At 52.4% G+C, this 12541-nt stretch carries 13 protein-coding genes; 7 read left to right on the top strand and 6 right to left on the bottom strand.

Features of this window, described 5'->3' with window-relative positions; translation table 11 throughout:
- Nucleotides 1-108: 108 nt before the first annotated feature.
- From mltB to Q3O12_RS08465, 3 genes are read right to left on the bottom strand one after another with little or no spacing between them, the layout of a single operon-like run.
- Nucleotides 109-1197: a lytic murein transglycosylase B gene (gene mltB / locus Q3O12_RS08455; protein WP_301670066.1), complete on the bottom strand. Its 1089-nt coding sequence runs from the start codon at nt 1195-1197 to the stop codon at nt 109-111.
- Nucleotides 1085-1381, bottom strand: a complete 297-nt coding sequence (locus Q3O12_RS08460; protein ID WP_301670081.1) for a hypothetical protein — start codon at nt 1379-1381, stop codon at nt 1085-1087. Before Q3O12_RS08460 ends, mltB begins: the two co-directional genes overlap by 113 nt.
- A gap of 21 nt (nt 1382-1402) precedes the next feature.
- Entirely contained in the window at nt 1403-2830 is a 1428-nt protein-coding gene (locus Q3O12_RS08465) for an acyl-CoA dehydrogenase family protein (RefSeq protein ID WP_301670078.1), read from the bottom strand.
- A 209-nt stretch (nt 2831-3039) separates the two neighbouring features.
- Between Q3O12_RS08465 and mfd the strand changes: the two genes are divergently transcribed.
- The 7 genes from mfd (at nt 3040) to ftsB (ending at nt 10469) form a co-directional block, all read left to right on the top strand.
- Nucleotides 3040-6450 (top strand): transcription-repair coupling factor, encoded by a 3411-nt coding sequence (gene mfd / locus Q3O12_RS08470; protein WP_301670067.1) that lies wholly within the window; start codon nt 3040-3042, stop codon nt 6448-6450.
- A 74-nt stretch (nt 6451-6524) separates the two neighbouring features.
- Nucleotides 6525-6980, top strand: coding sequence for a DUF2004 domain-containing protein (locus tag Q3O12_RS08475; RefSeq protein WP_301670068.1), 456 nt, complete (start codon nt 6525-6527; stop codon nt 6978-6980).
- A 161-nt stretch (nt 6981-7141) separates the two neighbouring features.
- Complete coding sequence (panD, locus tag Q3O12_RS08480) at nt 7142-7525, top strand: aspartate 1-decarboxylase (RefSeq protein WP_301670069.1); 384 nt, start codon at nt 7142-7144, stop codon at nt 7523-7525.
- 20 nt (nt 7526-7545) lie between these two features.
- On the top strand, nt 7546-8388 hold the full coding sequence (gene kdsA, locus Q3O12_RS08485) for a 3-deoxy-8-phosphooctulonate synthase (protein WP_301670070.1): 843 nt from the start codon (nt 7546-7548) through the stop codon (nt 8386-8388).
- A 14-nt stretch (nt 8389-8402) separates the two neighbouring features.
- Nucleotides 8403-8843 (top strand): DUF4149 domain-containing protein, encoded by a 441-nt coding sequence (locus Q3O12_RS08490; protein ID WP_301670071.1) that lies wholly within the window; start codon nt 8403-8405, stop codon nt 8841-8843.
- A gap of 46 nt (nt 8844-8889) precedes the next feature.
- Nucleotides 8890-10176: a phosphopyruvate hydratase gene (eno, locus tag Q3O12_RS08495; RefSeq protein WP_301670072.1), complete on the top strand. Its 1287-nt coding sequence runs from the start codon at nt 8890-8892 to the stop codon at nt 10174-10176.
- Nucleotides 10177-10190: 14 nt separating this feature from the next.
- Complete coding sequence (gene ftsB / locus Q3O12_RS08500; protein ID WP_301670073.1) at nt 10191-10469, top strand: cell division protein FtsB; 279 nt, start codon at nt 10191-10193, stop codon at nt 10467-10469.
- 40 nt (nt 10470-10509) lie between these two features.
- Here the strand turns inward: ftsB and yfaE are convergent, their stop codons facing one another.
- The 3 genes from yfaE to Q3O12_RS08515 all read right to left on the bottom strand — a co-directional run.
- On the bottom strand, nt 10510-10800 hold the full coding sequence (gene yfaE / locus Q3O12_RS08505) for a class I ribonucleotide reductase maintenance protein YfaE (protein ID WP_301670079.1): 291 nt from the start codon (nt 10798-10800) through the stop codon (nt 10510-10512).
- A 122-nt stretch (nt 10801-10922) separates the two neighbouring features.
- Complete coding sequence (gene nrdB, locus Q3O12_RS08510) at nt 10923-12056, bottom strand: class Ia ribonucleoside-diphosphate reductase subunit beta (RefSeq protein ID WP_118818960.1); 1134 nt, start codon at nt 12054-12056, stop codon at nt 10923-10925.
- Nucleotides 12057-12202: 146 nt separating this feature from the next.
- On the bottom strand, nt 12203-12541 hold a 339-nt coding region (locus tag Q3O12_RS08515; protein ID WP_301670074.1), incomplete at its 5' end, for an OST-HTH/LOTUS domain-containing protein.

A 12541-nucleotide genomic window follows, 5' to 3' on the forward strand; every position in this document is an offset into this window, starting at 1 on the left:
TCTGAAGCGGGCTTCGCCCCGAATACCGCCCTGATGCGTAAATCCCCATAAAGGATGCAAAAATGCCGTCCGAACCGCGTTTCGGTTCAGACGGCATTTTAAAAAACACTACAATCCCGGGCCGCCAAGCGAATTGGCAATGTCCCTGACCGCCGTTACATACATCCGGCTGTGGTTGTACTGCCATACCGTATAAAAATTGTTCAAGCCCAAATAATATTCAAACACACCGGGTGCGGTTTCCAATTTGAACAAAACCGCCTTTTCATCATCTGCAAGCTCTCCGCCAGGGATGATGCCGTACGCCTTCAAATCCGCCACCGTCCGCGTCAGGGCGGTTTTTTCGTCAATGATTGCCTGAACATCCGCACCCGGTGCCAACGTCGCCGGCACCAGCATTTTCCCGCCCGTGCGCCAACCGTGCTGTTTCATATAATTGGCAACCGATGCCGCGACATCGCCGACGTTGCCCCATATGTTCCGATGTCCGTCCCCGTCATAATCCACCGCCCATTTCCGGTAGCTCGAAGGCATAAATTGCGGCATCCCCATTGCGCCCGCATAGCTGCCTTTAAAGGCGAAAACATCGCCGCCTTCTTCTTTTGCCAGCTTTAAAAGCTCGACCAATTCGTTTTGGAAAAACCCGGCGCGGCGGGGGTAATCGAAGCCTAAGGTCGCCAATGCGTCCGCCACACGGAAACTGCCCGTATTTTTGCCGTAATTCGTTTCAATCCCGATAACCGCCACGATAAGCTCGGCAGGCACGCCGTATTTTTGCGCCACATCATCGATAACCGCGCGGTTTTCCGCATAAAACCGGCGCGCGCCGTGAAATTTCGCCCTGCCCGAATTTCCCGTGCGGAACACATACCACGGACGCGATGTGGAGGGTCGGTGCATAATCTTGACGATGTCCGCCTTGTAAGCCGCTTTGTCAAAAAAATCCTGCCATTCCGCCCGGGAAAAATCCCCTTTCCCGACTTCATCGTCCACAAAACGGCGGACATTTGCATTGGCGGCAAACCCGCTGTCGGATACCGGTACGGCTGCCGCGTCAAACGCGGGGCGGCTTTCTTTTTTCATTTCATCCGCGCGGGGGGGCTTGGGCTTCATTTGCCCGGGGCGGGCCTCCATCGCCGTACAGGCAGACAAAGCCGCCAAACAAATTGCCAACGGCAGTATTTTTCTCTTTTTCATCAATATGTTCCGAACAAATAAGGTAAGTGGGAAATGTAGCAAAACAAGGGCGCGGCGCGAAATGCGGCATCCGGCGCAATCGGCGGCTTTGCGGAATGCCGCGCGTTGCCTTTTGCACCGCCCGAAATCCGTGTGCCGCCGCCGGAAATGCCGTCTGAAGGCACGTTCCCCCTTCAGACGGCATTGCCTGCGCCGTATTTGCCCGCTATCCGCAATATCGGCAGTCCAAGATGTCTTTGCGGATGTCGTTTGACAAGAAGGCTGCGGTGTCTTCGTGTTCCGCCTGAACGAAGGCGAAAAGTCGGGCGATGATTTTGCCGATAAAGACTTTTTGCAAGGCGCAGGCGTCGGTCAGGGTGTGTTCCTTCAAGAAGCTGCGGATGTCTTCGGGCAAGGTGCAGCTTCGGGCAACGGCGGCAAAGCGCGCATCGGTTTGCAGGCGGTCGAGCAGGGTTTGGTTTTTGTCCAACCTGATGCCAGCTTCTTTTTCTTCGGCGGTGGCGCGGACGAACTGGTCGTAAATTTCGGCATAAAGCATATCGTTCGGGCCTTCAAAAATCGTGAAGGGGCGGATGTCGATAGCGATATTGCCGGCGGTGTGTCCGCGTTCAAAACCCTTCGCGCCCAAGAGTTTTTGCAACATTTGCGCGGCGGCGTAAGTGTATTCCGTGGCGAGGGTTTTGACGATGTTCGCCTCCATCAATTGATGGGCGACGGTCGCGACGGGCGAAACGGAACGGCAGACATAGCGGTAAAGAATCTCGGAAACCTGATGGCGGCGTTGGATTTCGCGGCGTTCGTAATCGACGAATCTGATGTCGTGGCGGACGTATCGGTTCAGGTTTTCAAGGATGTATTCCATAATGCCGTGCGTCATGCCAATCAGTTGCAGGCGGCTGCGGATAAAGATGTTTTGGAACGCGCGCAAACCGGCCGCGTCGCCCTGAGAGAGTTTCATCACGGCGGCTGCAGGCATTTGGGCATCGATGCGGTTGACGGCGTAACGGACGGCGCGCAGGCCTTCGGATGCGAGGGTTTCGCAGCGGATGTATGTTTTGGGGACGAGCAGCAGGTCGATGATTTTGGCGAGTTTGCCGTTTTTGCGCTCTTTGGCGGCAACGAGGAGGAAGTCGCTTTGCGAATTGCCCTGCCAGTATTTCGCGGCGTTGACGTAAATGGTTTTATCGTCGGTATATTCGTAGTAGGACTGCATTTCGCGGGCAATCGCCGCGCCGGAGGTTTCGGGTTCGGTAACACCCAAACCGCCGCCCTCGCCTTTGAAAACCATGTCCAGACCTTGCGCGACTTGCGCTTCGTCGCCGAATTCTTGCAGGGGCTGCAACACCAGCGCGCCCTCGATGCCGGTACGCAGGGTAACGGGCACGCCGTAATGCCCCGCAATTCGCAATACTTCCTGAATTTCAAACTGGCTGCCCCTGCGGCCGCCGTGTTTTTTGTCGAGGAAGGGCAACAGCAAACCAGCCTGCTTCAAGGCAAGCCATTTGTCTTCGGGCAGGTATTGCATGAGATTGATGCCGTCTGAAAAAATGCGGCGGAATGCGGATTCGATGTACTTTAAAAAAGCAGCCGTGTCCATGGTTGACGGCTGCGCGCTTGATTCAGTGTGTGTCATCATATTTTCCGGTTAATTTCTATTAACGGGCAGTTTTATCAAACCGCCGCCCATAATTTTAGAGTTTAGTTACTAAAATTTACCACAAAGTATGACAGCTAACAATCCGCTTCACTGTTTGCATGCTAATCAATCTTTCAGACGGCATCAGATTATCGCCATCGTGTTAAAATTGCCGTTTGCCTCCGTATCTAAAATATTTCCGCGCCATGACCTACCCTATCCCAAAACCCCGTGAAAAATCCCGTTGGCTCAATCTTTCGCAAGGCTCGCTGTCCTTGGCTTTGGCGCGTTATTTGCCGCATAAGCAGCTCAAGGTTGTCTTGACCCAAGATGCGGAACAGGCGTTGCGCCTTCAGACGGCCTGGCTGTTTTTCCGTCCGCATGATACGGCGGTGTTCCTGCCGGACTGGGAAACGCTGCCTTACGAGCGTTTTTCTCCGCATCAGGATTTGGTATCGGAGCGCTTGTCGGCGTTGTGGCAGATTAAAAGCGGCGCGGCGGATGTGTTGTTCGTGCCGGTTGCCACGGCGATGCAGAAGCTGCCACCTGTGCCGTTTCTGGCAGGGCGCACGTTTTGGCTGAAAACGGGGCAGACTTTGGATATAGACCGTCTGAAAAGTGATTTGGTGGATGCAGGTTATAACCATGTTTCCCACGTTGTTGCGGCAGGCGAATTTGCCGTGCGCGGCGGTATAGTCGATTTATTCCCGATGGGCAGCGAGATGCCTTACCGCATCGATTTGTTTGATGATGAAATCGACAGCATCAAAACCTTCGATACCGAAACGCAGCGCACCATCTCCCCCGTTTCCGAAATCCGCCTGCTGCCGGCGCACGAGTTCCCCACCGACAGCGGGGCGCAAAAGATTTTCCGCAGCCGCTTCCGCGAGGAAGTCGATGGTAATCCGAACGATGCCGCCGTGTACAAAGCCGTCAGCAACGGTCATTTCGGCGCAGGCGTGGAATATTATCTGCCGCTGTTTTTTGAAAACGAGCTGGAAACGCTGTTTGACTATATCGGCGAAGATGCGCTGTTTGTCTCTTTGGGCGACGTTCACGCCGAAGCAAACCGCTTTTGGAGCGACGTCAAATCGCGTTACGCCATGGCGCAGGGCGACGAAACCTATCCGCCTTTGCTTCCACAGCATTTATATCTCTCTGCCGATGTGTTCGCAGGTCGTCTGAAAAACTACGGACAAGTGCTGCCCGATGTTTCCGGCAAGGAACACGCCCTGCCCGACCTTGCCGTCAACCGCCAAGCCGACGAGCCGTTGCAGGCATTGAAGGACTTTCAGACGGCATTTGAAGGACGGATTCTGCTGTGTGCCGAAAGTCTGGGACGGCGAGAAACCATGCTCGGCTTCTTGCAGCAAAACGGTTTGAAGGCCAAACCTGTGTCCGACTGGCAGGGCTTTTTATCGGCGCACGAGCCGCTGATGATTACGGTCGCGCCGTTGGCATACGGGTTTAAATTAGAAGATCAAAACATCGCGGTCATTACCGAATCCGATCTTTATCAATATGTCGCCCGCTCGCGCAAACATCAGCGTAAGAAACACGCCGCTGTTTCAGACGGCCTGTTGCGCGACCTTGCCGAAATCAATATCGGCGATCCTGTTGTACACGAAGAACACGGCATCGGCCGATATATGGGCTTGGTCACAATGGACTTGGGCGATGAAACCAACGAAATGATGTTGCTCGAATACGCGGGCGAAGCGCAGCTTTATGTGCCTGTTTCGCAACTGCATTTAATCAGCCGCTACTCCGGTCAGGCGCATGAAAACGTCGCCCTGCACAAGCTCGGCAGCGGCGCGTGGAACAAGGCAAAGCGCAAAGCCGCCGAAAAAGCGCGCGATACCGCCGCCGAGTTGCTCAACCTCTACGCCCAACGCGCCGCCCAATCGGGACACAAGTTTGAAATCAACGAGTTGGACTATCAGGTCTTTGCCGACGGCTTCGGCTACGAGGAAACCGAAGACCAGGCCGCTGCCATTGCCGCCGTGATTAAAGATTTGACACAGGCGAAGCCGATGGACCGCCTCGTGTGCGGCGATGTCGGTTTCGGCAAAACCGAAGTCGCCCTGCGCGCCGCGTTTGTGGCGGTAATGGGCGGCAAACAAGTTGCCGTACTCGCACCGACCACGCTTCTAGTGGAGCAACATGCGCAAAACTTCGCCGACCGCTTCGCCGATTTCCCCGTGAAAGTCGCCAGCCTTTCGCGTTTCAATAACAGCAAAGCCACCAAAGCCGCACTGGAAGGCTTGGCGGACGGCACGGTCGATATTGTTATCGGTACGCACAAATTGGTGCAGGACGATATAAAATTCAAAAACTTAGGTTTAGTCATTATCGATGAAGAACACCGCTTCGGCGTGCGCCAGAAAGAGCAGCTCAAACGCCTGCGCGCCAATGTTGACATCCTCACCATGACCGCCACGCCGATTCCGCGTACTTTAAGTATGGCGTTGGAAGGACTGCGCGACTTCTCGCTGATTACCACCGCGCCCAGCCGTCGCCTTGCCGTGAAAACGTTTGTCAAACCCTTTAGTGAAGGCAGCGTGCGCGAAGCCGTACTGCGCGAACTCAAACGCGGCGGGCAGGTGTTTTTCCTGCACAATGAAGTGGATACGATTGAGAATATGCGCGAGCGGTTGGAAACTCTGCTGCCCGAAGCCCGCATCGGCGTGGCGCACGGACAACTGCGCGAGCGCGAACTGGAACAAGTGATGCGCGACTTTTTGCAGCAACGATTTAACGTGTTGCTCTGTTCCACCATCATCGAAACCGGCATCGACATCCCCAACGCCAACACCATCATCATCAACCGCGCCGACAAATTCGGGCTGGCGCAGCTGCACCAGCTTCGCGGGCGCGTCGGCCGCAGCCACCACCAAGCCTACGCCTACCTGCTCACGCCCGAATACATCACCAAAGACGCAGAAAAACGCCTCGACGCCATCGCGGCGGCAGACGAACTCGGCGCAGGTTTCACCCTCGCCATGCAGGATTTGGAAATCCGCGGCGCAGGCGAAATCCTCGGCGAAGGACAATCCGGCGAAATGATACAGGTCGGCTTCACGCTCTACACCGAAATGCTCAAACAAGCCGTTCGCGATCTCAAAAAAGGTCGCCAGCCCGACCTCGACGCGCCATTGGGTATTACCACCGAAATCAAACTGCACAGCCCGGCATTACTGCCTGAAGACTACTGCCCCGATATTCACGAGCGCCTCGTCCTCTACAAACGTCTCGCCGTCTGCGAAACCGTGCAGCAAATCAACGCCATACATGAAGAACTGGTCGACCGCTTCGGCCTGCCCGAACAGCCCGTCAAAACCCTCATTGAAAGCCACCGCTTACGGCTTGCGGCAAAAGAATTGGGTATCGATGCCATTGATGCGACCAGTGATGCGGTAACGGTAACCTTTGGCAAAAACAACAATGTCGATCCAACCGAAATCATCCTGCTGATTCAGACGGATAAAAAATACCGGCTGGCAGGGGCAGACAAATTGAGATTTGCAGCGGAAATGGAAAACATCGAAGTACGGATCAACACCGTCAAAACCGTGCTAAAAACCCTGCAAGGCAAACGCCCGCCCAAGGGAAATTGATGTAACGATGCCGTCTGAAGAACACCGTTCAGACGGCATACAATCCCCCCCAATCCTCACCAAAAGGAACAATCATGTCGATTTTTCACCCCTATTTCCGACAACTGTCCACCGAAGGTTTTGACGGAGAAGAAGATGTCCTCTGGGAAGACGAGCTGACCGTCAAAGGCAATCTTGTCGAGGTATCCCTGTGGGCAGAAAATGAAAACCGCCTGCCAACCGAAACATTGGATGCATTTGCCGCCTTCCTGTCCGAATTGGAAAAAGCCGACGATACTGCACGCGCCGCACTGACGGAATATTTGAAACGGGACAGCCGCTATATCGACTTTCACACCGAAGATACCCAAACAAGCCGTGATGCGGCAAAATTTGTCCGATCCATGCAGTTGACCTATATCAGCCTATGGGCAGAAAGTCCGGCTTTTGCCGTTATGGATTATATGCCCGCCAATATGGAAAGCGACGAAATCCTTGCCGTCAAACTGCATTTGGACGGCAGCATTTTCTCAATCGATTGGGAGAGTTGAGCCGGATTGCCAATCGGCAAAAATGAAATGCCGTCTGAAAACAGCTTCCCTGCCCGAAGCCTTGCCATTATGAATTTGAAGGAAACTCCACTATAATACGGCATTCAGATTTTCAGACGGCATCACGCCCGTCAGACCGCACACAAACCAAAAGGAAATACATGTTCCGTACTATGCTTGGCGGAAAAATCCACCGCGCCACCGTAACCGAAGCCGATTTGAACTACGTCGGCAGCATTACCGTCGATCAAGACCTGTTGGACGCGGCAGGCATCTGCCCCAACGAAAAAGTCGCCATCGTCAACAACAACAACGGCGAACGTTTTGAAACCTATACCATTTCAGGCAAACGCGGCAGCGGCGTGGTCTGCCTGAACGGGGCGGCGGCAAGGCTGGTACAGAAAGGCGATATCGTCATCATTATGTCTTATATCCAACTTTCCGAACCGGAAATCGCCGCACACGAACCCAAAGTCGTCTTAGTGGACGGAAACAACAAAATCCGCGACATCATCTCCTACGAGCCGCCGCACACCGTACTGTAATCCCGCAACGGACATCGATTATGGATATTAAAATCAACGACATCACCCTCGGCAACAACTCGCCCTTCGTCCTATTCGGCGGCATCAACGTTTTGGAAGGCTTGGATTCCACCCTCCAAACCTGCGCGCATTATGTCGAAGTTACCCGCAAACTGGGCATTCCCTATATCTTTAAAGCATCTTTCGACAAGGCAAACCGCTCGTCCATCCATTCCTATCGCGGCGTAGGCTTGGAAGAAGGCTTAAAGATTTTTGAAAAAGTCAAAGCAGAGTTCGGCATCCCCGTCATTACCGACGTACACGAACCCTATCAGTGCAAACCCGTCGCCGAAGTGTGCGATGTCATCCAGCTTCCCGCCTTTCTTGCGCGGCAGACCGATTTAGTGGCTGCAATGGCGGAAACCGGCAACGTCGTTAACATCAAAAAACCGCAGTTCCTCAGCCCTTCGCAAATGAAAAACATCGTGGAAAAATTCCGCGAAGCCGGCAACGGGAAGCTGATTTTATGCGAACGCGGCAGCAGCTTCGGCTACGACAACCTCGTTGTCGATATGCTCGGCTTCGGCGTGATGAAACAAACCTGCGATAATCTGCCGGTCATCTTTGACGTTACCCATTCCCTGCAAACCCGCGATGCCGGTTCTGCCGCATCCGGCGGCCGTCGCGCACAGGCTTTGGATTTGGCACTTGCAGGCATGGCAACCCGCCTTGCCGGCCTGTTTCTCGAATCGCACCCCGATCCGAAACTGGCGAAATGCGACGGCCCCAGCGCGCTGCCGCTGCACCTTTTAGAAGATTTTTTAATCCGCATCAAAGCATTGGACGATTTAATCAAATCACAACCGATTTTAACAATCGAATAACACGGTTTCGCCTTATGATGCAGACTTTCCGAAAAATCAGCCTGTATGCCGCAACCTTGTGGCTCGGTATGCAGATTATGACGGGTTATATCGCCGCGCCGGTGCTGTTCAAAATGCTGCCAAAAATGCAGGCGGGCGAAATTGCCGGCGTATTGTTCGACATCCTCTCTTTGAGCGGGCTTGCCGTTTGGGGCGCGGTACTGGCTGCCGCCTTTACCGCCCTAACCCGGCGGCAAACCGCCCTGCTGCTTTTTTTATTGTCCGCCCTTGCCGCCAACCAATTTTTGGTTACACCCGTTATCGAGGCGTTGAAATACGGGCATGAAAATTGGCTGTTGTCGGTTGTAGGCGGATCTTTCGGAATGTGGCACGGCATTTCCAGCATGATTTTCATGGCAGCCGCCCTACTTTCAGCAGTTTTAAGTTGGCGGCTTTCCGGCAAAAAGGCCGTCTGAAGCCCTCCCATTTTTTACCTCCCTTCACTTCACTTGGAGAACATTCATGAGCGCAATCGTTGATATTTTCGCCCGCGAAATTTTGGACTCACGCGGCAACCCCACAGTCGAGTGTGATGTATTGCTCGAATCCGGCGTAATGGGACGTGCAGCCGTACCGAGCGGCGCGTCCACCGGTCAAAAAGAAGCTTTGGAACTGCGCGACGGCGACAAATCCCGCTATTCCGGCAAGGGCGTATTGAAGGCAGTCGAACATGTCAACAACCAAATCGCCCAAGCCCTCATCGGTATCGATGCCAACGAGCAATCTTATATCGATCAAATTATGATTGAATTGGACGGTACTGAAAACAAAGGCAATTTGGGTGCGAATGCGACTTTGGCGGTCTCTATGGCGGTTGCACGCGCCGCTGCCGAAGACTCAGGCCTGCCGCTTTACCGCTACTTGGGCGGCGCAGGCCCGATGTCCCTGCCCGTACCGATGATGAACGTCATCAACGGCGGCGAACACGCCAACAACAGCCTGAACATCCAAGAGTTTATGATTATGCCCGTCGGCGCAAAATCTTTCCGCGAAGCGTTGCGCTGCGGTGCGGAAATCTTCCACGCTCTAAAAAAACTGTGCGACAGCAAAGGCTTCCCGACCACAGTCGGAGACGAAGGCGGTTTTGCCCCCAACCTGAACAGCCACAAAGAAGCCCTGCAACTGATGGTCGAAGCCACCGAAGCCGCCGGCTACAAAGCAGGCGAAGACGTATTATTCGCATTGGACTGCGCGTCCAGCGAGTTCTACAAAGACGGCAAATACCACTTGGAAGCCGAAGGCCGCTCCTACACCAACTCGGAGTTTGCCGAATACTTGGAAGGCTTGGTTAACGAGTTCCCGATTATCTCCATCGAAGACGGGATGGACGAAAACGACTGGGAAGGCTGGAAACTGCTGACCGAAAAATTGGGCAAAAAAGTTCAATTGGTCGGCGACGACTTGTTCGTAACCAATCCGAAAATCCTTGCCGAAGGCATTGAAAAAGGCGTGGCAAACGCATTGCTGGTCAAAGTCAACCAAATCGGTACTTTGAGCGAAACCCTGAAAGCCGTCGATCTGGCAAAACGCAACCGCTACGCCTGCGTAATGAGCCACCGCTCCGGCGAAACCGAAGACAGCACCATTGCCGACTTGGCAGTCGCCACCAACTGTATGCAGATCAAAACCGGGTCTTTGAGCCGTTCCGACCGCATGGCAAAATACAACCAACTGCTGCGTATCGAGGAAGAATTGGCAGAAGCCGCCTACTACCCCGGCAAAGCCGCATTCTACCAACTGGGCAAATAAGAAAAGGTTAAGGTATGAAGTGGGTAACTGTCGTTTTATCCGCCGCCCTCGTCTGCTGCCAGTACAGCCTCTGGTTCGGCAAAGGCAGCATCGGACGCAACAGCAGTCTGAGAGAACAGATTGCCGTTCAAGAGGAAAAAAACCAGACGCTCGCCCTACGCAATCATTCCCTTGCCGCCGAAGTCTATGATTTAGAAAACGGTCAAGAAGCCATTTCGGAAATCGCCCGAGTAGAACTGGGTTATATCCAAGACGGCGAAACCTTTTACCGACTCATCGGGCATAACCGGTAATACCGTCAAAAAGCCGTCCGAACCAATGTTCGGACGGCTTTTATTTCAGCAAACTGTCAGACAGCGCCTCATCCTCCCCCGCCAAACCGCAATCCAGCCTGACATCCCCCTCGACGTAACAGCAGCACGGCAGTATCTCGTCCCGCCCCAAAAAAGCCAAAGGCGGCTCCCGATAAGTAACGCTTCCCTCCAAAATCTTTACCCGGCACGATCCGCAATATCCGCTTCGGCACTGATATTCCACCATATGTCCCGTCCGTTCCAAGCCTTCCAACAGGGTCTCACCCTCCAAGAGCTCAAAAAGACCCTTATTCGTACCAATGCGCGCCATTTCCGACCAATCAAAAAATAAAAGGAACAATAACCGATCCGACCTGCTATTTTTCCCATCATACAACATACAAATGCCGTCTGAAACATCCGGCTTCAGACGGCATTTTTTCAAAAAAACGTTTACAACTCAAAATCGCCCAAATCATCCGTATTCACTTCAGAATCAATCTGACCGATCAAGTAAGAAGATATTTCCACTTCCTGCGGCGCGACCTGTACGTTGTCGGACGACAGCCACGCATTAATCCACGGAATCGGGTTTTGATTTGCGCCTTCAAATCCGGCCGGCAAACCCACCGCCTGCATACGCAGATTGGTAATATATTCGACGTATTGGGATAAGATTTCTTTGTTTAAACCAATCATCGAACCGTCTTTAAACAAATATGCCGCCCATTCTTTTTCCTGTTCCGCCGCCTTTTTGAAGAGTCGGAAACATTCGTCCTGCAACTCGGCGGCAATCTCCGCCATTTCAGGATCATCGACACCCGAACGCATCAGATTAAGCATATGCTGCGTGCCGGTCAGGTGCAGGGCTTCGTCGCGGGCAATCAGTTTGATGATTTTGGCGTTGCCTTCCATCAACTCGCGCTCGGCAAAAGCAAACGAGCAGGCAAATGAAACGTAGAAACGGATGGCTTCCAACACGTTGACGCACATCAGGCAGAGATAGAGTTTTTTCTTCAACCCGCGCAAAGACACGGTAACGGGTTTGCCGCCGACATTGTGCACCCCTTCGCCCAACAGGTTGTAATACTGGGTGTATTCGATTAAGTCATCGTAATAGCAGGCAATGTCTTCGGCGCGGGCGGTAATATATTCGTTTTCGACAATATCATCAAACACGACCGACGGGTCATTCACAATATTGCGGATGATGTGGGTATAGCTGCGCGAATGGATGGTTTCGCTGAAGCTCCACGTTTCAATCCACGTTTCCAGCTCGGGAATCGAAACCAAAGGCAGCAAGGCAACATTCGGACTGCGCCCTTGGATGGAATCGAGCAGTGTTTGATATTTCAGATTGCTGATGAAAATATGTTTTTCGTGTTCGGGCAGGTTCGCGTAATCGATACGGTCGCGCGACACGTCGATTTCTTCCGGCCGCCAAAAAAACGACAGTTGTTTTTCAATCAGTTTTTCAAATACCTCGTATTTCTGCTGGTCATAACGGGCAACATTTACCGGCTGACCGAAAAACATCGGCTCTTTCAGCGCGTCGTTTTTGGTTTTGGGAAAGGTGCTGTATGACATGACTAGGTGTTCGCAGGACATGGTGTTTCTCTTTTTTAAAAAATAATATTTAGTTTTCAGAGTACCTTTTGATATTCAAAACAAGACCATCTAAAAATTATGCACAAACCTCTATCACAAGCCATTATTTAAATAACTTTCATTTTTTACGTTGCTCTTTTATTTCGGATATACATTTGTGAACGATTTTCTGACAACCTAGTTTCAAAAATATCAATTACACGCACTAAATCTCCCAACTTCGTATAACCATAATTTTTACTATCAAAAGATGATTGGTTATTGATAATCTTCCCAACATTACTTAATAATGCCCAACCGTCTTCATCACAACTATTGGCAATAGCTTCTCTTAATAAATTCATTAATGTGGTATCACATTTAAGTTCATTAGCAGTTCTCTTCCGAATTTCAGCTGGTTGAGCATTTGTCCCACTACTTTTATCAAAACTTGCATCTAAAAATAAAAATTTGCTACATGCAGC

The organism is Neisseria benedictiae (assembly GCF_958267435.1).
Taxonomy (GTDB): Bacteria; Pseudomonadota; Gammaproteobacteria; order Burkholderiales; family Neisseriaceae; genus Neisseria; species Neisseria bergeri.